Genomic DNA, 20,880 nt, shown 5'->3' with positions numbered 1-20,880 from the left:
ATTATTTGCCTCCCTTGCGTAGGCGAGGGTCAAGTGCGACGATGAGGATGTCAGCCATGAAGTTAAAGAACAGCATAAACAGGGTCATAATGAGCAGCTGACCTTGAAGAACCTGGTAGTCACGTGCGTTGATGGCGTTTAGCAGTACCGTACCCAGGCCCGGATAGTTGAAGATCATTTCGATAATGAGCTGGCCACCGATTGCCATACCCAGTGCCATCGACAGGGCGGTGACACTTGGCAGCATGGCATTACGTGCTGCGTATTTGAAAACGACGCGGTTTTCACTTAGGCCCTTACCTTTGGCCATGGTGATATAGTCTTCGTTGAGCAGGTTGATCATGTTGTTACGCATATTGATCAAGAAGCCGCCAATTTGGATGATGGTGGCGCAGAACAGCGGCAGCACCGCGTGGTAGAGCACGTCCTTGATGAACTCCCAACTGGTCCAGTCTGGCGAAGTACCTGCGGTATAGGCATAGGTAGACGGGAACCAGCGCAGACCGATTGCGAAGGTGTAGAGCACGATCATCGCGACAACGACGGGTGGAACGGCCTGCACGACCATCATTCCCGGCGAAATGAAGGCGTCATATTTGCTGCCGCGCTTCCAGGCTGCAAAAATACCCAGTGTCGAGCCAAGGCAGAAAGCGAGAACAACAGCGGTACCAGCCAAAAAGAGTGACCAGCCTACGGCTCCGGCCATGACATCATTTACTGTCTGCGGGTAGGTCTGGATAGAGATACCCAGGTCCCAGGTCAAGATGCCTTTGAGGTAGACAAAATACTGTTCGTAGATCGGGCCGTCGACAAAGCCCAGTAGCTGTTTCATGGCAGCGATGCGCTCAGGGGTTACCTGTACCGCTGCATTGGCGAACATCATAGTAACCGGGTCGCCGGGCATGGCGCGTGGTAAAACGAAGTTCAGCGTTATCGCAAATAAAAGCGCTATCAAATAAAAAGACAGCCGTCGTATAAAGAATCCCATAACTCACACCTTAATCATCCAGCCTGTATTGACCGCGCTGGATTCAGGACAGAAATCCCCCTGACGCAAGGCGCCATAACTTTTAAATAGAGAGGGGGGGAAGAGGCGGTGTGCAATGTACACACCGCAAGTTAGCACCTAAAAATTATGCTTTAGGTTTTAGATCAAGTACTTGTAGCAGACGCTCTTGTGTATTGGTGATAGGCATTGGACGGCCCTTCGGATTCTTCTCGTTCCACCAGCCAGTAAAGCGCGCGGTGTTGTACTGAGAAGTGTATGCACCAGACATAACAGGGACTGTTACTTGGTTCTCGGCAATGATCTTCTGGATCTTATGAGCGATGTTCATCTGCTCGTTGCGATCAGCCGTTTTGTAGAAGCCTTCAAGTAGCGTGTCTAGCTCTTTGTTGCTCCAGTAGTGAAGTGCAAAGCGAGGCATCCCCTGGTTCGCCTGGAAGCGTGAGTGGTAACCGCTGTCCCAGTAAGTGTAAGGATCTGCGCCGTGGAAGTAGTTGGTGTAGGCAACGTCATACTTAGCATCCAGCATTGCCTGGTTGTAGACAGAGAAGTCAGGTGTGCTTGCTTTCGCCTTGATGCCGACCTCTTCAAGCATTTCAACGGCTAGCTGAACGGTGTTGTTGAAGTCAGTCCAGCCACTTGGAGACTGAATCGATAGCTCAAGCTTTTTGCCTGATGGTGTTTCTACGAAGCCATCTTTATCAAGATCCTTGAAGCCTGCTTTTTTCAGCAATGCTTTTGAATTCTCGATGTTGTACGTCATAAATGGCTTGTACTTGTTGTAGACAGTGTTATCAGACCAAGAGGCAAATGCCTGACCCAGACCTGAAGCATAGTCATTTACCACACCGCCGCCGTAGAACGCGATATCGATGATGGTTTCACGGTCGATAGCCATAGAGAAGGCACGGCGGAAGTCGATGTTGTTGATCGCTTCGTTGTTACCGGCATTTGGCGACTTGTAGTTGAACATGAATGCCTGGCTGCCGCCCGCAGGATACCAGTACTTGTTATGAGGGCTGGCTGCTGCGTATGTGCTGTCAACATCAGGGATGAACGAGTATGTCCAGTCGAACTGGCCGCTTAGGACCTGACCCAGGAACTGGTCGTTGCCCGCTACCTGAGGTAGGCGTAGACAGTCAACATCCAGGTTACTGTTGTCCCAGTATTGTGGGTTACGGCACTGGGTGTAAAGTTGTGGAGTGAACTTCTCGACTTCGGTAAATGGACCGGTACCGACAGGGTTGTCGTTGGTGAAGCGTGTCGGATCTTCAATCTTGCTCCAGATGTGCTTGGCAACGACGGACACTTCATTGATCAGGTACGGTACGTTTGAGTTCGCTTCAGTCAGGTTGAAGGTCACTTTGTCGCCCGATGCCTCAATAGACTTCAGACGCTGGTTGATACCGGTACGGTCAAGCTCAGGGTATTGCTTGAGCATGTTGAACGTAAAGGCAACATCTTCTGCGGTAAAGGCTTTACCGTCAGACCATTTGACGCCGTCACGGATCTCGAAAGTCACTTTCATCAGGTCATCAGACATGTAGTAGTCTGTTGCCAAACGCATTACTGGCTTATTGCCCTGAAGTTCGTTGAACACGACTAGAGGCTCGTAGATAAAGTCTTGGACCGTATCCAACTGAGTCTGCAGGAATGGGTTAAAGTTACGAACAAAAGTAGGGTAGAACTTAGGTACCATGGTTAGTTCAGTGCGTTCGGCAGCAGAGGCTACCGGCGCTGTCAGCATTGTGGAAGCTGCAGCAACGACTGCGAGTGCTAACTTGGTTTTCTTAATATTGGCAAGCATAGCTGTTCCTTACTCTATTGCTTATTGTTTCACTTGTGGAAAATGAATGCCCCGAAGGGTCTCTTTCGAGCCCACTCCGACTGAGTGAATGACACACTCACATCGAATGGCCTTGTAGACTCTAAGTGCCTTAAGGAAACCCTTGATTGACATGATCGTCAATCTGCCCGCCCGTCAAAACCGTCAAAACCAAAGGGGTTACTGTAAAAAACGTTAATTCTCCATTGTTGAGCTAGTCAATAGATCTGAAGTGGTGTGCGGTAACTCACGATTCATACGCCGTGTTTCATTGTCTTTGTTAGTAACCACTTCTCCTGGGGACTTTTAAATTAAAGGGGTTGGAGTGACTAATATTCCTTTGTGATGTAACGCACAGTAAGTTTTAGGGTTAATTCCCTGCGGAAAATTTCATGGCCTGATTTGTTGTGATTGGCTTCTCATAAACTAAAAGATATTTCTATCTGAAGGGTAATACGCCTTTTAACGGGCGGATTAGCGCTAATTTTGAGCGATTTTTTCGTGCCTTAATGGCTATATTTCGATGGGAATAATGGATACTTTACGGCTGGAAATAAGCCTCGCTGTAGCTCTCTGAGGGCATCATAGTTGGGCGGAATAAGCTAAGCGCATAACCTCCGTGAGCCCGTTAGAGGGGGGGGCTGTCTGTCAGATTAAAAGCGGGATGGTGGCGGGTATGTGAATGCAATTGCGGGGGATAGAAAAAAGCCCGCATCTGCGGGCTGGTTGATGGTGGTTTACACCAACGCTAAACAGTCTACTGGCCGATCAAGTGCTGGAGCTTGTCCTTCATCATTTCGATGTGTTGCCGCTCGGAACTCGGTGTGCTGCAGCGCTCAAGCACAAAGTCGATGGTATTGAGTACCGTGCGCCAGCGTGGGGTCTTGGGCAGGGTTTCAAGGTGGAGGTACTTATCCAGCGTGCGGGTTTGCAGTGTGCTGCGGTCGAGGTAGACGCGCCACAGGCCGCTTTCTTCCGCCAGCTCAAACTTGGTTTTGTTGGCCGATTCTTCCCAGAAACTCAGGGTGGCTTTCATGACCTCGACCAGCAGTTCCCGTACCGAATCGGTTTTGTTTTTGCCGTTGTCATCCAGCTTGTCGGCCAGTCGGGTAAATTCACCGCCCAGCTCACGCAGTTGCTGTAGGCATCCCTTGTCGCCGTCAAAGGCAAAGCCAGAAAGCACCTCCATCGCATTTTCCAGCACCTCAACCCGTTGCTGGGTGGCCGGGCCATTATTGTCGAACACGAACATGCGCTGGAGACCGGACTCCTCTGGAAGATTTATCACGTCGGTGTCCAGTGAGACGAGCTCATCGCTGATACGGTAGAGCAGGCTGCCATTATAGTGATGGCTGGTGCTGATATCCTCGGGCAGGTGAGTGGCGAGGATATCCGCAATATTGTGCCGTTCCAGTTGTTCGGGAGCGCGCTGAAATAACTTGCCAGCAGCACTGTTGGCATAGCGTATGCGTCCTCCGCCTTGGACGCAGAGAATGGCTTCGCTGGTGGACTCCAGCAGGCCAAGCAACCGGGTCTGTGCCTCGAGCAAGCCTGCTTCGACTTGCTCCCTGCGTTCAATTTCCTGCTTCAGCGCCTGATTCTTCTGGTGTTGAACTTCTGTTTGCCCGGCTCTGATATGGGCGCCGATCCGTGCTGTCAGCTCCTCCTTGTTAAAAGGCTTGGTCAGGTAGTCATTGGCGCCGCTCTCGAACCCTTTGACGCGATCCTGTACCTGCCCGAGAGCCGATAGCATGATGATAGGCAGTTCGAGGCGGGAATACTGCTGCCGAAGATGTTGGCAAACCTCATACCCGGACATTTCGGGCATCATGATGTCGAGAAGAATAAGGGCCGGTTTGTGGTTTTCCAGTAGCTTCAATGCACTCGGGCCGTTTTCTGCGGTAATTACCCGGTAGCCTTCAAGGCGCAGGAAGTTATTGAGGACCTGCAGGTTGACAGGCTCGTCATCGACAATTAGCAGCAACTCGCCGTCTGGATTTTCCGGGATGTCTTCCGTCTCGCAGAAGGTGGTATCCAGCGAGGGAACCTGGAAATGGGAGCTGCGGCTGGCCAGCTGGCTATCGGCAATATCTTCTTCCGATGCCAGGTTCAGGGTAAAGCTGAAGGTTGCCCCGACCATAGGCTGACTGCTGACATACAGTCGGCCTCCCATCAGTTCGATAAGCTGGCGGCTGATTGACAGCCCTAGCCCGGAGCCCTGCCGGTAGCGGGCGGCATTGGTGTTGGCCTGGATCAACGGCTCGAAAATATGTTCAAGTTGCTCGGGCGGGATCCCCTGGCCGGTATCGACCACCTGGACACGGATTTGGTTTTCGAGGATGGTCGCCGACAGAATGATCTTGCCTTCCGAGGTATATTTGATGGCATTGCCGACGAGGTTATACAGCACCTGCTCCAGGCGTTGCTCGTCACCAAGCACCAGCGGGAGATCATCCGGTATTTGGTTGATGATCCGAACCGGCTTGCTACCAAGCAGGTGGCCGGACAGTTCCAGTACCAGACGGACGGCCGATGCCAGATCAACCGCCTGCTTGTTCATGTCCAGATCGCCATAGCGCATCTTGTGGTAGTCGAGCAGATCATCGACCAGATTGGTGAGGCGCTGGCCGCTGTTAATCATCATTTCCAGCTGCCGGCGCTGGGTATGCTGGACCGGGCCGCTGGCACCAGCCAGGAGAGATTCGGCAATGCCGACCATACCGTGGAGCGGTGTACGAAGCTCATGCGACGTGGTGGCCAGGAATTCATCTTTCAGCTTGTCGGCAGTTTGCAGATCGTCATTTTGCTGCTGGATGACCTGCAGATTTTGCTCCAGCTCGGCATTTTGCTTGCGGATCAGGGAGATTTTCTCACGGATCGAGCGTTGCATTCTGGCAAAGCTGGTTGCAAGGCGGCCAATTTCGTCGCTGCGTTCGGTGCTGGTGATCTCTTGCTCCATATCACCGGCCGAGACCCGCTCGGCCGCCCAGGTGAGGCGCAGCAAGGGAGCGGTGATGGAGTTGGAGAGCCAGTGGGAGGCGATAATTACCAGAATGATGGCGGTGATCATCGCGACCGAGAAGATTTTCTCCAGCTGGCGGATCCGGGCAAAAGCCTCCTCTTCAGGGAGCTCGACCACCAGCGCCCAGGGGTTGCCCAGCACATTGATTTGGGCAAAGGCGCTCAATACCGGGATCTGGTTAAAGTTGAGGAAGCTGCCGACTCCGGTCTGGCCGCTGAGGGCTTTTTCAATGCTTGGGCTCGAGAGATCCTGCGGTAGCGTGTCGCCGTTTGGCAGTCGCGACAGGTGATCACTGCCGACCAGCAGCGTCTGCACACGGTTGGAACTATTGCTGGTATCAGCAATAAAGTCGCTGATCGACTGGTTGCCGAGCTTGAAGAACACATAGCTGTGCAGGTAGCCCTGCTGAATGATAGGGGCAGCAAACCAGGCTGCGTTTTCTGTGCCCGAAGAGGTGGCGGTGAAATCGGTAAAGGCGACAGGAACTTGCTCCGGTTCGCTTTGTTGTTGCTTGGTCTTGTTCTTTATTGCGGCAAAGGTCTGCTGCAGGGCCTCGAAAGGACTGTCATCGGCAAGCAGGTTGGCACTGAACTTATCGGGGCTATGGGCGGAATAGACGACGTTCCCCTTGATATCGACCAGCAAGATATCACTGAAATCTGATCGCTTGAGGTATTCGTCATAAGCCCAGTTATAGCGCTTATACATCAGGCGATAGCGTTCATGGCCGACATAGTTTCCGCTATAGGCACTGTTATGGGGCTTGGCAATAAGGGTTTCGGTAAAGTAACGGCTGGTGTCACCGCCCTTGGTCAGCGCCGAGATATCCCCCAACTGGTGATAGGCGCCTACCAGCCCGTAGAAACGTCCTCCACTGGCGTTGGCCAGCTCTGAGCGGGCAAAGCTCTGTACCTCTGACTCTCTGGCGGCAAAGTAGCTGTTAAGCTGTTTTTGCTTGTTCTCCAGCAGCGACGCAAGGTGGTTGGTGCTTTGCGCGGTGAGATCATTGGTATGAGAGTTAAGAAAGAACAGGGCCGAGAGTGTCAGCGGGGTAATGCTGAGCACGAGAAAAGCCAGCATGAGCGTATGCTGGAGGCGCTTGAAACGGGTAGTATTCTGCATTCCTGTGCCTGAAATTAACCTATTGGATGTGGGTGATAAAATTCAACGTATGATTAATTGCAACTCAGTTTGACTGAAAATTCGGAGGTGATTTTGACGTTTTTAGCGTGGGGCACCGGGTCGGAACAGAGGCTAAAAAAGGCAATTACACCAAGGTTTCCAGTTTTACTGAGTTTTTTTATGCGATCAAGTAAGTGAGCAGGGAAGCGTGTGCCGAAACACATTATTGACAATCTTAACGAGGCCATGGGGTGAAATTGGCACTAAATTAGAATAATTGCCGTTAATTCTCGTGAATGGAAGGATTGGGCTGAGTATATACTCAGCCCAGAATGGTTATTTTTTCGCGGCGTAAATATTGAATTTATTAGTACTGGCAACGATGTCGCAGTTACCCAGGCTGGCTTCTATCAACGGCGGATAGCGCAGGAAGCTGTTGGCTACGATGATCAGCTGGCCTTCAGGGCGCAGGTAGCCCGGCGCCTGGGCAATAAAGTCCTCGGTGGCGGCATAGAAAGTTTTCAGGCCGGCATGGAAAGGCGGGTTGCTGATCAGGTAATCATACGGGCCTTCCAGCGCAGCATAGACATCGGTTGCGACAAACTTGGCGTCGAGATTGTTGATCCGGAATGTCTCGCGGGCAGATTCAATCGCCAGGGCGCTGATGTCAGAAAGCTCCAGGTCAATATCCGGGTTGTTGGTTTTCATGACGGCGCCGATAACGCCGGCACCGCAACCAAAGTCCAGTACCTTGCCATTGAGTGCCGGCAGGGTATCAAGCAGCAGCTCCGATCCCTTGTCAAACTCGCCGTGGCTAAATACGCCCGGCAGAGAGCGGATCGTCAGTTCTGTGCCGGCTACCTTGATTGGGTAGCTACGGAACCAACTGCTCAGTTCGAATGCTGGCGCGGCATTGTCACAGCGTCCCCAGTAAAAGCTGCAGCGGCGGGCTGAGTCGTATTTGGTCAGCGGGCCGTAGGGTTTAAAGAGCTTTTCGGCACTGCGGATACCGCTGCGGTTTTCTCCGACGACACAGATCTCGGTCTGGGGACCGAATTTCGCCAGCAACATGGCCAGCAGGTATTCGGCTTCAGCCTTGGCTTTTGGCCAGTAGAGCAGGATCATGTCGATATCGGCATCATCGACCAGCTCGGCACCGAAGTAGGACTGGATCTGGCTGTGCCGACTCATGCTGCGGTAATAGCCGTAATTGGTGGTAAATACTGCCACTGACTGGGCCACCTGCGTCAGTTCAAGCGGAAATGAGTCAGAGAGCTCACCGACGACAAGGACCTTGCGATTTTCAAAAAACTCAAGCTGGCGGGCAACAACCTGGCTTGCAGCAGTATAGGACATAACGGCCTCAGTTTAGCTTTACATGGAGTAAGGGCGCGAATTGTTCCATAAATCACTGGCTATGAAAAGACGAACAAAGCCGCGAAGAGGCGGCTTTGTTGCTATAGGCTGGAAATCAGGGACTAGCTTTGATCCTGATTATCCAAAAAGTCTTTAAATTCGACTTCATAGAGCTTGAACAGTACCAGAGTGACGGCAAAGATAATCGGGCCGTAAATCAGGCCGATTAAGCCAAACAGATGCAGGCCGCCGAGGATGGAGAAAAAGATCAGCAGGGTGTTCATGCTGGAGTTGCCCTGCATCAACAGCGGGCGAAGGAAGTTGTCGATGGAGCCGACCACGACAATACCCCAGCCAGCCAGAAACATTGCCCATTCCCACTGGTCGATCAGCAAGAGGTAGATAGCGGCTGGCAGCCAAATCAGGGCCGTACCGAATACCGGAATGAATGAGGCAAAGGCCATCATCGAGCCCCAGAACAGGCCGGGAAAACCTGCCAGCCACATTGCAAAACCGCCCGCGAAACCTTGGGCCAGCGCTGTGAGGAATGATCCCAGTACCGCCGACTTGGCCACCTGCTCGACTTCTGTCAGCACGGCATCTTCCTGGCTGCGGGATAGCGGCAGGACATGGCGAATGGCCGATACCATCTTCTTGTGGTCACGAAGCAGGAAGAACAGCACAAACAGCATCAGCATAAAGCTAATCACAAAGTTGGTGGCATCCCCGAGAAGCCTGGCGCTGATATTGAGCAGCTGGGCACCAAACTTGGAGGCCGCCGCGGCAATCTTCTGAACAACGGCCTGGGCATCAAGCGGCTCGAAAGGCGAGTACTGCTCGATAAGCGACAGGGCTTTTACGGTGATCGGGTGAGACAGCATTTCCTTGGCACCACCGGTGGTTAGCCAGACATAGCTGTCCTTGGAAAAGGTCGAGCCCTGATGGACTATCGAGGTGAAGACAACCAGTACCGGGATCACGATGATAAAGGTGAGCAGGGTACATGAAATCATCGATGCCGCATTGGGCTGACGTGGAATTTTCGCCTCTACCCTTGCATGCAGCGGGTAATAGAGCAGAGAAATGATAAAGGCCATCACAATCGGCCCCAGATACGGTTCTATCAGGCGGTAGCTCGCATAGGCGGCGAGCGCCAGCGCGGCGATTAGCATCCAGTGGCGTGATTCGGCTTTAAAGGGTTTGGGCACTGTGATTATCCTTTCTGTTTGTTAACACTGCATCGAGCGTGGCTTATAATTGCATCCGCTTGCGTAAGTAGCAAATAAATCAAATATTTTAACTATTGAGAGGCTCGGAGCGATGGGGTGTTGTGACTGCGGCTGCGAAACAAAAAAGAAGCGTAGGATTCCGCTGGCAGTATGGGTACTCGTGATACTGGCAGCCCTCGCGATTATTTTCTGGCAGTAAGGGGGCAGGCTGCTACGAAAAACGCCACTCGATGAGTGGCGTTTCAATAAGTATTGCTGTTGACGGCTTAGGCGTTGGCTTCAGCGGCCAGGGTTGCAAAGGCAAAGTCAGCAGCGTCCAGGGTCGCTTCGATTTCTTTCTCGCCGTGAGCCAGTGACGTAAAGCAGGCTTCATAGGCAGAGGGTGCCAGGTAAACCCCTTTTTCAAGCATCAGGTTGAAGAAGCGCTTGAAGCGCTCGATGTCGCACTTGGTGACATCATCAAAGCAGCTAACGCTTGACTGTTCGGTAAAGAAGAAACCGAACATCGCACCAACCTGGTTGGTCTGCAGGGCGATACCGTGCTTGTCAGCAAGTGCCTTGAAACCGTCAGCCAGACGCTGGGTGGTATTGGCCAGACGCTTTTCGTTACCTTCTTTGGTCAGAACGCTTAGGCAGGCATGGCCGGCAGCCATCGCAACCGGGTTGCCCGACAGGGTGCCCGCCTGATATACCGGGCCGGTTGGCGCGATATATTGCATCACATCACGGCGGCCGCCGAATGCACCGACTGGCATACCGCCACCGATCACTTTACCCAGCGTGGTCAGATCCGGCTTGATATTGTAATACCCCTGCGCGCCGCCTTCCGATACACGGAAGCCTGTCATCACCTCATCAAGGATCAGCAGGGCACCGAACTCGTCACAGATCTCGCGCAGGCCTTCCAGGAAGCCCGGAACCGGCGGGATGCAGTTCATGTTGCCGGCTACCGGCTCGACGATAATACACGCAACCTGCTCAGGGTGCTCAGCGAATGCCGCGCGGACAGAATCCAGATCGTTATAGGTGCATGTCAGTGTGTGCTTGGCAAAATCTGCCGGTACGCCCGGAGAACTTGGTTGGCCCAGTGTCAGGGCGCCCGAGCCGGCTTTTACCAGCAGGCAGTCGGCATGGCCGTGGTAGCAGCCTTCGAACTTGATGATTTTGTCGCGGTTGGTAAAGCCGCGGGCAAGGCGGATGGCACTCATAGTCGCTTCGGTACCTGAGCTCACCATACGTACCATTTCCATTGACGGAACAAGCTTGGAGACCAGCTCCGCCATGGTCACTTCCATTTCGGTCGGTGCGCCGAAGCTCAGTCCCTGCTGGGCTGCCTTGATCACGGCATCACGAATAGCGACGTGGTTGTGACCCAGAATCATAGGACCCCAAGAGCCAACATAGTCGATATAGGCTTTGCCATCAGCATCAAAAATGTAGGCGCCGTCAGCTCGCTCGATAAACAGCGGGCTGCCGCCAACACCGGCAAATGCACGAACCGGTGAGTTCACACCGCCAGGGATCGTTTCTTGTGCTTTAGCAAATAAATCAGCTGACTTGCTCATGGTTATGTCCTATTTTTCAAATATTACCTGATTTAAAGTGTCGGCATTGTACCTAAAATTCCGGGAACTTGGCGAGAGAATTGAAGGAATGTGCGCCCGGCCAGATCCCGCCGCCGTTTTGGCACGGATGGAAAGCTAGTTTTCAACATTGGCAGTGTAAAAAGAGGGCATTGTCGGCTACTCTTAGCGCAGACGAATTTCGTCCTTCCTGTCTGCCCCTGCCGGGGCAATCTACTCAAAGATACGGCTGACTAATGACTGACAACACCCAAGGCACTCCTGCGCCTGAACGCCTGCAACCAAGCGGGTTGGTTCGGCGTTTTCTTTCTCGTGATAAAACACCGGTATCGGTACTGTTTCTTTCTGCACTGGTCGGCCTGGCTGCCGGTCTGATTGCTACCTTGTTTGAAATCACGGTTCACTGGGTGTCCGAGCAGCGAACGGAGTGGCTGAGAGACGTGATTAGCAGTTGGCTGCCATTATGGCTGGCGGCATTTCTGATCAGTGCGGTACTGGCTTCGATCGGCTATTACCTAGTACATCGCTTTGCCCCGGAGGCGGCGGGATCCGGGATCCCCGAAATCGAGGGGGCGATGGATGACGTTCGCCCGGTTCGCTGGTGGCGGGTACTGCCGGTGAAGTTTATCGGTGGCCTGGGGGCGCTGGGCTCCGGCATGGTGCTTGGCCGGGAAGGTCCCTCGGTACAGATGGGCGGTAACATCGGCCGGATGGTTTCGGATACTTTCCGCCTCAAGGATAAGGAAGGGCGCCATGCCCTGCTGGCCTCCGGTGCCGCGGGCGGACTGGCGGCGGCGTTCAATGCGCCGCTGGCCGGGATCATGTTTGTGGTCGAGGAGATGCGGCCGCAGTTTCGCTACAGCCTAATCTCTATCAAGTGTGTGCTGATATCGGCCATTGTCGCCAATATTGTCTTTCGCAGTATTCAGGGACAGCATGCGGTGATCACCATGCCGCAGTATGATGCGCCGGTACTGAAGTCTCTGTGGCTGTTTTTGCTGCTCGGGATGTTCTTCGGGGTGTTCGGCGTTGTGTTTAACCGCCTGGTGACACTGGCCCAGGACCTGTTTGACCGTATTCACCGAAATGAGCGCAGGCGCTATATCCTGACAGGGACCATACTGGGTGGGTGTTTTGGCCTATTGCTGCTGTATTTGCCGGAGCTGACCGGGGGAGGGATAGCCCTGATCCCGAGCGCGACCAATGGTGAATACAGTGTCAGCTTGCTGCTGATCCTGTTTCTGGCCCGTGTCGCGACAACCTTATTGTGCTTTGGCTCTGGTGCGCCGGGAGGCATTTTCGCTCCGATGCTGGCCCTTGGCACCTTGTTTGGGACTTTTTTTGGCTCGGTGGCACAGATGGCTTTTCCCGATCTCGGCCTCGAGCCGGGTATGTTTGCCATTGCAGGGATGGGGGCATTGTTTGCGGCGACCGTAAGGGCGCCAATTACCGGGATTTTGCTGGTGATTGAGATGACCAATAACTACCACCTAATTTTGCCGCTGATTATTACTACGCTGGGGGCGACCATGCTGGCTCAGGTGTTGGGTGGGCAACCTATTTACTCTCTGCTCTTGCGCCGTAAGATGGAAAAGGAAAAAATTGCCCAAAGAGCACAGTCTGAAGTGGTCAATACTTGAACGAGATAGTCAGGTATTAGATAATCAGGTTAATTACCGTATGTGTTTGAGAGGTTTTTAATGAGCGATGCCAATTTGCCGCTGAATTTTTCTGATGTTGCAGCGAATAAAGTGAAAGCGCTAATCGCCGAGGAAGAAAACCCAGAGCTGAAGCTGCGCGTTTACATCACCGGCGGTGGTTGTAGCGGTTTCCAGTATGGTTTTACCTTTGATGAAAAAGTGAATGAAGGCGATACCACAATTGAAAACAGTGGTGTGACGCTGGTGGTAGACCCTATGAGCCTGCAGTACCTGCTCGGCGGTACGGTTGACTACACCGAAGGCCTGGAAGGGTCCCGCTTCTTTGTGAACAACCCGAATGCAACGACAACCTGTGGTTGTGGTGCATCATTCAGCGTTTAATCGTCGAAAACAGCAATAGCTTTCACGCAGCTCTACTGATGCAGTGAGAGCAACTCAGATAGCAAAAAGCCGTCACATCCGTGACGGCTTTTTTGTTGATGGGCATGTGGCTAAAACTGCGCGGTTAACCCCGGTTGATAAGCAGCGGGCTGTTATCGGCGATAAACTGGCTGTACTGCGACAACTGGTTCAGGCGCTCGCTGGCATATTTCTTGAATTGTGTCTTCTCGGCTCCTTTGAGTGAGTTGGCCTGAGGCAGCTTCACCGTCCGTGGGTTTTTATGTACACCATTGACCAGGAATTCATAGTGGAGGTGAGGGCCTGTTACCCGGCCTGTTCCTCCCAGCGTGCCGACGGTCTGCCCCTGTTTCACACGCTGGCCAGTTTTCACCTTGCGTCTGGTCATATGCAGATATTTGGTCACGTAGGTCGAGCTATGGCGGATGAACACATAGTTGCCGTTGAACTTGTTATAGCCAGACTTCATGACCACACCGTCGCCGGCGGCCCAGATAGGTGTACCAACAGGGGCGACATAGTCGGTTCCCCGGTGCGCCTTGACTCTGCCGGTCACCGGATGAAGGCGGCGAGGGTTGAAGTTGGAGCTGACGTAGCGGAAGTTAATCGGCGAGCGCAGGAATGCCTTACGCATTGCCCGTCCTTCCTTATCATAATACTGACCGCTTTTGCTGCGTACCGCGGTGAAGGTTTCCCCCAGGTTGGTAAAGGTTGCAGCCACAATGTTGCCGCGCCCGATAGGCTCGCCTTCGACAAAGCGTTCCTCGAACAGCACCGAGAAGCTGTCTCCCTGGCGGATATCCAGGGCAAAGTCGATATCCCAGCCGAAGATCCCGGCGATTTCCATGATCTGGTTGGCTGTCAGCCCGGCTTTGTCGGCGGCATTCCAGAAGCTGGACGTAATAATCGCCTGGGCAAAGTTAAGCTGGGTATCAACAGACTTGCTCTCTTCGCTGGAGTGGTAGCTATCGCCGGTGCGGGTGATCACCAGGGTGTCGGTGGCACTTTGCGGCTGGATAAGCTGTACCAGCTCATTGTTCTCGTCAAAGCCAAACTTCAGGAGATCGCCAGGACGCAGACGGGTCAGGCTCTTGGTGCCTTCATCGGCATTGACCAGTCGGTAGAGGGTGCCTGGTGACAGTCCGACTTTGTCAAATATAACGGCCAGGCTCTCGCCTGACTTTACGGTATGTTCTTTCCAGTTCAGCTCCGGTACGGCTGGTATTTCGTCTTTTGCCAACGGCCGCAGTTGATGGGCCTCAAGGTTGATATCAAGCGGGTAGACTTTACCGATTTCAAACTTGCGCTCCGGATGGCCGCTGTTCTCTGAGCCCGGCAGTAGGATCAGCAGTACCACAATGGCACTGAGCAGTGTGATCAGTATTTGGTGCATCCTTGGCAGCCGGAGAAGTTTCGATACTAGCATTGATAGGTTTTTTTTGCGCAATAAGGGAAAAATAAGACAACGCTTAGTCTAACTGGTTTCAAAAAACATCGCTATTCAAGTAAGATGGTCGACTATGACTTTTTTGCCAATTCTGTGGGAGCGAACAAGAATGGCCAGCATTGAACAAGCTTTAGCGGAAATTAAGCGTGGTGTCGACGAGCTGATACCAGAAGAAGAGCTAATTGCTAAGTTAAAAGAAAACCGTCCTTTGCGAATTAAGCTAGGTGCCGATCCAACAGCGCCGGATATTCACCTGGGCCACACCGTCATTCTTAACAAGTTACGTACTTTCCAGGAATTGGGACACGAAGTAACGTTTTTGATTGGTGACTTTACCGGTATGGTGGGTGATCCGACGGGTAAAAATACCACCCGTCCGCCGTTGACGCGTGAAGACGTTCTGGCTAACGCAGAAACGTATAAAGAGCAGGTTTTCAAGATCCTGGACCCGGCCAAGACCAAGATTGAGTTCAACTCTTCATGGCTATCCGAGCTGGGTGCCGAAGGCATGATCCGCCTGGCGGCCAATCAGACCGTGGCGCGTATGCTGGAACGTGATGATTTCAAAAAGCGTTACAACGAAGGCCGTCCAATTGCTATCCATGAATTCATGTACCCGCTTCTGCAGGGCTACGACTCGGTAGCGATGGAGACAGATGTCGAGCTGGGTGGCACTGATCAGAAGTTCAACCTGCTGATGGGCCGCGAGTTGCAGAAGGCTAACGGCCAGAAGCCGCAGGTTGTCCTGACCCTGCCGCTGCTTGTTGGCCTGGACGGCGTGAAGAAGATGTCCAAGTCTGCTCACAACTATATCGGCATCGCAGATGTACCAAGCGAAATGTTCGGTAAAATCATGTCGATCTCTGATGATCTGATGTGGAACTACTACGAGCTGCTGTCTTTCCGTCCGCTTGAAGAGATTGAGCAATTCAAGAAAGATATGGCGAACGGTAAAAACCCTCGTGATATCAAGATTCTGCTGGCTAAGGAAATCATTGCGCGCTTCCATTCTGAAGCCGATGCCGATGCTGCTGAGCAGGAGTTTATCAATCGCTTCCAGAAAGGTGCGATGCCTGATGAAATGCCGGAATTTGAATTCGATGCCGGTATTGCCATCGGTAACCTGCTGAAAGAGGCTGGGCTGGTAAACTCAACGTCTGATGCAATGCGTATGATCCGCCAGGGTGCTGCGAAGATTGACGGTGACAAGATTGAAGATACCAAACTGGTACCGGCTGCCAGTACGGCGGTCTACCAAGTTGGTAAGCGTAAGTTTGCACGTGTTACCCTAAAGTAACCCGGTCATTCTGCATTGATGAAAAGGCGCCTCGAGCGCCTTTTTTTATGCCTGTTTCCTAGGCTATAACTGTCTCCTGGGTGTAAAAAAACCGCCTTCCGGCGGTTCTTTATCGCGATACTATCGGCTGAAACGGAACCAACTGGTCCGCCTGGTTTGCGGTCATTGCCGCGGGACAAAGGTTGGCAATGAAAGGTGCCAGCGGATTGCTGCCAGACGGATGGTCAGGGTGGTGATGACCCCGGCCAGTGTGGCTACCGAGGCATCGACATGCATCATCAGCGCGGTAGTATGGACTATCCCCCCGAGAATACAGGCAGTGGCGTACACTTCGGTTCGCAGCACCATCGGGATTTCACGCGCGAGAATATCGCGTATCACCCCACCGCCACAGCCGGTCATTACCCCCATAATCACAGCGACCATCGGAGAGGCGCCAAAACGCAGGGCTTTCTCGACGCCGATTGCGACGAACACGGCCAGCCCGATGGCATCGGCAACGGGCAGGAAATACCAGGGCATTTGCTTTGGCTTGCGTATCGCCAGCATGGCGATCAGACAGGTAATAAAGATCACCCATAGGTAGGCGGTATCGGTGATCCAGAAAACAGGCGTTGCCCCGAGCGCCATATCGCGGATTGTCCCGCCGCCAATGGCGGTGACGCTGGCAAGCACGACGATGCCAAATGGGTCCATACGCAGACGGCCCGCCATTAATACACCCGATGCGGCAAACACGGCGGTGCCGAACATATCGAGAACATAGATAAGCATATCTTTACCTGCTAGCTCTGAAGTGAAGTGAAATCGGCTGAGATTGTACGACGATATGTTAGCGGTACAACTTGCTGCAGTGGCTTTGTGAGCTTATTCACAATGAATGTTGAATGCCTGTTACAGGCTGCTGTTTCTTACCTGGTTCAGGCGCTCGCACACTTGCTCTACGGCCTTGATTGTACGGGGTGTTGGCCGGTTAAGCCAATCTGCCTGAAGGGTAAAAACGTGCTGGTTATCGATGGCTGGCAACTTGCCTTGCCACTGTTGCCAAGCGCTGGTTTCCGTTCCTGAATGCCGGGAACCGAATATAACCTCTGGCTGGCGGACCACTACCTGTTCTTCGGAAACCTGCGGGTAGGCTGCTGGGCTATCGGCAAAGATGTTTATGCCGCCGCAAAGAGCAAACACCTGGCTGGGCCAGCTGTTGTCGGCGACGGTAATGATCGGCGAGCTGCTGAGCTGATAAAAGTACTTAACGGGGCGCTGGTCGCTATATTTGCTTTTAAGCGCGGTTAAGGTCTGGCGGAAGTCATCGGCAATCTGCTTGGCCTGCTTCGGATTAGTCGAATATTGCCCGAGTGTTTCTATGGCATGCGGGATATCTTCCAGTTCCAGCGGGTTCGAGTAGTAAATGGTAAACCCAAGCTGTTCCAATTTGGTCATCTCGCGAGGCGGATTTCCGCCTTTCCAGGCCAGGATCAAATCGGGCTTTAGTGCCACAATACGTTCGAGCTTGATACCGCGGTAGTTGGCAACCCGCTCAAGAGACTTGGCGGCTTCCGGGTAGTCACTATAGTCACTGGCCGCAACAAGCTGTTGGCCGAGCCCGGCGGCAAAAGCGAGTTCGGTTGTATGCGGGGACAGGCTGATCACGCGTTGAGCGGGGGCCGCAATAGTGACCGACGAGAACAGCAATAGCCAGAGACAAGCCAGACGCACTTAGAGGACTCCTTGGAAAATAACGATAAGCACACTTTGTATCGCCACCCAGGCCAGCAGGCGGTTGTTGGCGATCTTGTCTATCTGTGCGAGATGAAAAGCTGCCGGGGCAATTTTCCCGCCCAGGCGTGGGCGCTCCATCTTGCGGTTACCGTAAATAGCGGGACCGCCGAGAGACAGGGACAGTTTATGCCCGGTCGCCGCCAGCAGCCATCCGGGGCCGGGTAACAGCCAGTTTTCTCCCTGCTGAATGATCCCCTGCAAGGCAGCTTTGCCGTTATGGCCGAGGCAGAATAGCAGAGCGAAGATGCGCAGCGGAATTATGTCTAAGGTAGCGAGAATGCGAACGGCTGGGAGACCGAAGGTGTGGAAATGCTGACGGCTGGGCGACCAGACTCGGGCTAGGCTGACTGCCAGTCGGTACATCAGGGCACCTATGCCACCGGCAAGGGCGTACCAGAACAAGACACCGGCGACCAGTCGGCCATAGGCGAGCAACTGGGTCTCGGCGCCGGCTTTGCCGAGGCCAAGCAGAGACAGGTTGCGGGTTTCCCGGTTCAGCGGGGTTTCCAGCAACTGGCGGCAGGTTGCTTTGTCTTCACGGCTGTAGGCACCAATAAACTGCTTGCTTAGCTTGGCTGTTGATCGCCAGTCCAGCGCCAGCCACAACAGGACCAGGTGGAACATACTCTCAATCCATACCAGCTGATACAGTGCCACCAGCAGGATCATCACGGTCAGCCACATCAGCGACCAGGCCAGGCTGCCTGAGAGCAGTTGCTGTTTACGAGGCTCGTCGGGTTTGTTGACTTTGTCGGCAATCACAATGGCAAGTTGCTGCCAGATGCGAAGTGGATGGAGCTGGGTCGGAATTGGGAGTAGCCAATGCATGGCTAAAGCTCCCCACAAGACAAGCAGGGAGCTGTTATCAAGCAGTAACGCTAGGGCCTCTGTCATTACTGGTTAAGAAGCTCAACCATTTTGGCCACCATGATTGATGAGCTCTTCGCTGCCAGCGGCAGGAACTCTTCGAAGCTCATTGGCGACTCTTTGTCGGCCACGTCAGAAATAGCGCGAACGACAACAAATGGTACTTCGAACTGGTGACACGCCTGGGCGATAGCAGCCGCTTCCATTTCAACGGCAACGACGCTTGGGAAGTTGTCACGAATAAAGGTTTGTTTTTCGGCTGAGCAGACAAAGGCATCACCGGTACAAATCAGGCCACGCACGGCATGCATATCACCCATTGCCGTCAGTGCCTGCTCTGCCGTATTCATCAGCTTTTCATCCGAGATGAACGCCGCAGGCTGCTGGGCCATCTGGCCGATTTCATAACCGAATGCCGTAACATCGGCATCGTGGTAGCGAACCTCGGTCGAGATAACCACATCACCCAGGTTCAGGCTATAATCGAATCCACCGGCCGAGCCGGTATTTAGCACTACATCAGGCTGGAAAACTTCAAGCAGAACCGCAGTACCCACGGCCGCCGCTACCTTGCCAATGCCCGATTGCAACAAGACAACATCTGCACCATTTAGGGTACCGGTATAGAACGTACAGCCCGCTTTGTTGTGAGTTTCGCTGTTGGTCAGTTGCGCTTTCAGGATGGCAACTTCTTGTTCCATCGCACCAATAATGCCGATTTTCATCAATTCGTTCTCTTGTCGGTAAATTGAGGCTCCCAGGCAGGAGCACGTGTGGCAAGAATTGTAACATGAACCAATAAAAAGCGGGAATGGCCTTGAGGGGCATTCCCGCTTCGTGGAGTTGCAGAAGAGACTACAACGTTATACTTCCAGGTAATCGAGGATCCCTTCGGCCGCCCTGCGTCCCTCATCGATCGCCGTAACGACCAGATCAGAGCCTCGTACGGCATCGCCCCCGGCAAAAATCTTGGCATTGCTGGTCTGGAACTGGAAAGCCCCTTCGGATGGTGCCTTGATACGGCCGCGCTGATCCAGCTCGACATTATACTGCTCCAGCCATGGCATGCTGTGAGGCTGGAAACCGAAGGCCATGATCACGGCATCGGCCTCGATGACATGTTCGCTGCCCTCGACCAGTTCGGGGTGGCGGCGACCGGCTTCATCCGGTGATCCCAGCTCGGTTCTGACCATGTTGATCCCCGTAACCTGCCCCTGATCGTTGATGTTGATGCTCAGCGGTTGCAGGTTGAACATGAACTTGACGCCTTCCTCGCGGGCGTTCTTATACTCGCGCTTGGAGCCTGGCATGTTGGCCGCATCACGGCGATAGGCACAAATGACCTCCGTCGCGCTCTGGCGAACCGAGGTGCGGACACAGTCCATTGCGGTATCCCCGCCGCCGAGTACCACGACCTTTTTTCCTTTCATGTCGGTGAAGTCTTTGTTGCCGTCCAGCCCCATCACCCGGTAGGTGTTGGATACGAGGAAAGGCAGGGCATCGTAAACGCCCTCGGCATCCTCGTTTTCCAATCCTGCCCGCATGTTCTTGTAGGTTCCGACGCCGAGGAATACGGCATCATAATCACTCAGCAACTGTTCCATCTGGATGTTTTTGCCGACTTCAGTATTGAGCTGAAACTCGACCCCCATCTCGGTAAAGATCTCGCGGCGGTTGATCATTACCTCTTTCTCCAGTTTGAAAGAGGGGATCCCGAACGTTAGTAGGCCGCCAATTTCCGGGTAACGGTCAAACACCACAGGTTTGACCCCGTTTCGGACCAGAATGTCGGCACAGGACAGGCCGGCAGGGCCGGCACCGATAATGGCTACTTTCTTGTCTGTCCACTCGATCGCGGACATGTCCGGTTTCCAGCCCATTTTGAATGCTTTGTCGGTAATGTACTTTTCGACATTGCCGATGGTCACGGCACCGAAATCGTCATTGAGGGTACAGGCGCCTTCACACAGGCGGTCCTGGGGGCATACCCGGCCACAGACCTCCGGCAGGGTGTTGGTTTGGTGCGACAGCTCGACCGCTTCGATGATCCGTCCTTCGTTGGCCAGTTTGAGCCATTGCGGGATGTAGTTATGGACCGGGCATTTCCACTCGCAATACGGGTTGCCGCAACCCAGGCAGCGATCTGCCTGGGCACCGGCCTGCTGCTGGGTGAAGGGCTCATAGATTTCTACGAATTCGATTTTGCGGATATTGAGCGGTTTCTTTGCCGGATCAACCCGCGCAACATCGATAAATTGGTATATGTTCTGGCTCATACGGTTTCCCT

The 20,880-nt window shown here is 53.4% G+C and carries 15 protein-coding genes; 3 read left to right on the top strand and 12 right to left on the bottom strand.

Annotated elements, in window-relative coordinates; genetic code table 11:
• Position 1: 1 nt before the first annotated feature.
• From L4D19_RS24335 to hemL, 6 genes are all read right to left on the bottom strand, one after another.
• Complete coding sequence (locus tag L4D19_RS24335; RefSeq protein ID WP_075762599.1) at positions 2–988, bottom strand: ABC transporter permease; 987 nt, start codon at positions 986–988, stop codon at positions 2–4.
• Positions 989–1,133: 145 nt separating this feature from the next.
• Positions 1,134–2,813: an ABC transporter substrate-binding protein gene (locus L4D19_RS24330; RefSeq protein ID WP_428454602.1), complete on the bottom strand. Its 1,680-nt coding sequence runs from the start codon at positions 2,811–2,813 to the stop codon at positions 1,134–1,136.
• 775 nt (positions 2,814–3,588) lie between these two features.
• Positions 3,589–6,975, bottom strand: a complete 3,387-nt coding sequence (locus L4D19_RS24325) for a hybrid sensor histidine kinase/response regulator (protein ID WP_428454601.1) — start codon at positions 6,973–6,975, stop codon at positions 3,589–3,591.
• A gap of 336 nt (positions 6,976–7,311) precedes the next feature.
• Positions 7,312–8,331, bottom strand: a complete 1,020-nt coding sequence (gene rsmC, locus L4D19_RS24320; RefSeq protein ID WP_428454600.1) for a 16S rRNA (guanine(1207)-N(2))-methyltransferase RsmC — start codon at positions 8,329–8,331, stop codon at positions 7,312–7,314.
• 122 nt (positions 8,332–8,453) lie between these two features.
• Positions 8,454–9,539 (bottom strand): AI-2E family transporter, encoded by a 1,086-nt coding sequence (locus L4D19_RS24315; RefSeq protein ID WP_428454599.1) that lies wholly within the window; start codon positions 9,537–9,539, stop codon positions 8,454–8,456.
• Between the two features lie 287 nt (positions 9,540–9,826).
• Positions 9,827–11,125 carry a glutamate-1-semialdehyde 2,1-aminomutase gene (gene hemL, locus L4D19_RS24310; protein ID WP_075762595.1) on the bottom strand — a complete coding sequence of 433 codons (1,299 nt, stop codon included), beginning with the start codon at positions 11,123–11,125 and terminating at the stop codon, positions 9,827–9,829.
• 254 nt (positions 11,126–11,379) lie between these two features.
• On the opposite strand from hemL, the gene clcA reads away from it, so the two are divergent.
• Positions 11,380–12,783 carry a H(+)/Cl(-) exchange transporter ClcA gene (clcA, locus tag L4D19_RS24305; protein WP_428454598.1) on the top strand — a complete coding sequence of 468 codons (1,404 nt, stop codon included), beginning with the start codon at positions 11,380–11,382 and terminating at the stop codon, positions 12,781–12,783.
• 60 nt (positions 12,784–12,843) lie between these two features.
• Positions 12,844–13,185: an iron-sulfur cluster insertion protein ErpA gene (gene erpA / locus L4D19_RS24300; protein ID WP_428454597.1), complete on the top strand. Its 342-nt coding sequence runs from the start codon at positions 12,844–12,846 to the stop codon at positions 13,183–13,185.
• A 124-nt stretch (positions 13,186–13,309) separates the two neighbouring features.
• Here the strand turns inward: erpA and shyC are convergent, their stop codons facing one another.
• A complete protein-coding gene (shyC, locus tag L4D19_RS24295; protein ID WP_428454596.1) occupies positions 13,310–14,629 on the bottom strand; it encodes a peptidoglycan DD-endopeptidase ShyC in 1,320 nt (439 codons plus the stop codon).
• Positions 14,630–14,759: 130 nt separating this feature from the next.
• Here shyC and tyrS point away from each other — a divergent pair, with 130 nt between their 5' ends.
• Positions 14,760–15,947 carry a tyrosine--tRNA ligase gene (gene tyrS / locus L4D19_RS24290; protein WP_428454609.1) on the top strand — a complete coding sequence of 396 codons (1,188 nt, stop codon included), beginning with the start codon at positions 14,760–14,762 and terminating at the stop codon, positions 15,945–15,947.
• A 162-nt stretch (positions 15,948–16,109) separates the two neighbouring features.
• On the opposite strand, the gene L4D19_RS24285 is transcribed toward tyrS, so the two are convergent.
• From L4D19_RS24285 to L4D19_RS24265, 5 genes are all read right to left on the bottom strand, one after another.
• Positions 16,110–16,721 carry a trimeric intracellular cation channel family protein gene (locus L4D19_RS24285; RefSeq protein WP_428454595.1) on the bottom strand — a complete coding sequence of 204 codons (612 nt, stop codon included), beginning with the start codon at positions 16,719–16,721 and terminating at the stop codon, positions 16,110–16,112.
• Positions 16,722–16,841: 120 nt separating this feature from the next.
• Positions 16,842–17,663 carry a vitamin B12 ABC transporter substrate-binding protein BtuF gene (gene btuF / locus L4D19_RS24280; RefSeq protein ID WP_428454594.1) on the bottom strand — a complete coding sequence of 274 codons (822 nt, stop codon included), beginning with the start codon at positions 17,661–17,663 and terminating at the stop codon, positions 16,842–16,844.
• The gene (locus L4D19_RS24275) at positions 17,664–18,620 is read right to left on the bottom strand and encodes a cobalamin biosynthesis family protein (RefSeq protein WP_428454593.1); all 957 of its coding nucleotides are present in this window, start codon (positions 18,618–18,620) and stop codon (positions 17,664–17,666) included.
• Positions 18,620–19,318, bottom strand: coding sequence for a 5'-methylthioadenosine/S-adenosylhomocysteine nucleosidase (gene mtnN / locus L4D19_RS24270; RefSeq protein ID WP_428454592.1), 699 nt, complete (start codon positions 19,316–19,318; stop codon positions 18,620–18,622). Before mtnN ends, L4D19_RS24275 begins: the two co-directional genes overlap by 1 nt.
• 138 nt (positions 19,319–19,456) lie before the next feature.
• On the bottom strand, positions 19,457–20,869 hold the full coding sequence (locus L4D19_RS24265; protein WP_428454591.1) for an FAD-dependent oxidoreductase: 1,413 nt from the start codon (positions 20,867–20,869) through the stop codon (positions 19,457–19,459).
• Positions 20,870–20,880: the final 11 nt, after the last annotated feature.

It is taken from the genome of Photobacterium kasasachensis (assembly GCF_050336885.1).
Taxonomy (GTDB): Bacteria; Pseudomonadota; Gammaproteobacteria; order Enterobacterales; family Vibrionaceae; genus Photobacterium; species Photobacterium kasasachensis.
The sequence above is the reverse complement of the archived record's forward strand: the minus strand, read 5'-3'. Positions and strand labels throughout refer to the sequence as shown.

What these genes read in the sequence shown, in the direction of transcription:
- L4D19_RS24330 (WP_428454602.1), bottom strand. Translation starts at nt 2,813, where the DNA reads ATGCTTGCCAATATTAAGAAAACCAAGTTAGCACTCGCAGTCGTTGCT.
- tyrS (WP_428454609.1), top strand. Translation starts at nt 14,760, where the DNA reads ATGGCCAGCATTGAACAAGCTTTAGCGGAAATTAAGCGTGGTGTCGAC.
- mtnN (WP_428454592.1), bottom strand. Translation starts at nt 19,318, where the DNA reads ATGAAAATCGGCATTATTGGTGCGATGGAACAAGAAGTTGCCATCCTG.
- L4D19_RS24325 (WP_428454601.1), bottom strand. Translation starts at nt 6,975, where the DNA reads ATGCAGAATACTACCCGTTTCAAGCGCCTCCAGCATACGCTCATGCTG.
- rsmC (WP_428454600.1), bottom strand. Translation starts at nt 8,331, where the DNA reads ATGTCCTATACTGCTGCAAGCCAGGTTGTTGCCCGCCAGCTTGAGTTT.
- erpA (WP_428454597.1), top strand. Translation starts at nt 12,844, where the DNA reads ATGAGCGATGCCAATTTGCCGCTGAATTTTTCTGATGTTGCAGCGAAT.
- L4D19_RS24285 (WP_428454595.1), bottom strand. Translation starts at nt 16,721, where the DNA reads ATGCTTATCTATGTTCTCGATATGTTCGGCACCGCCGTGTTTGCCGCA.
- L4D19_RS24335 (WP_075762599.1), bottom strand. Translation starts at nt 988, where the DNA reads ATGGGATTCTTTATACGACGGCTGTCTTTTTATTTGATAGCGCTTTTA.
- hemL (WP_075762595.1), bottom strand. Translation starts at nt 11,125, where the DNA reads ATGAGCAAGTCAGCTGATTTATTTGCTAAAGCACAAGAAACGATCCCT.
- L4D19_RS24265 (WP_428454591.1), bottom strand. Translation starts at nt 20,869, where the DNA reads ATGAGCCAGAACATATACCAATTTATCGATGTTGCGCGGGTTGATCCG.
- shyC (WP_428454596.1), bottom strand. Translation starts at nt 14,629, where the DNA reads ATGCTAGTATCGAAACTTCTCCGGCTGCCAAGGATGCACCAAATACTG.
- L4D19_RS24275 (WP_428454593.1), bottom strand. Translation starts at nt 18,620, where the DNA reads ATGACAGAGGCCCTAGCGTTACTGCTTGATAACAGCTCCCTGCTTGTC.
- clcA (WP_428454598.1), top strand. Translation starts at nt 11,380, where the DNA reads ATGACTGACAACACCCAAGGCACTCCTGCGCCTGAACGCCTGCAACCA.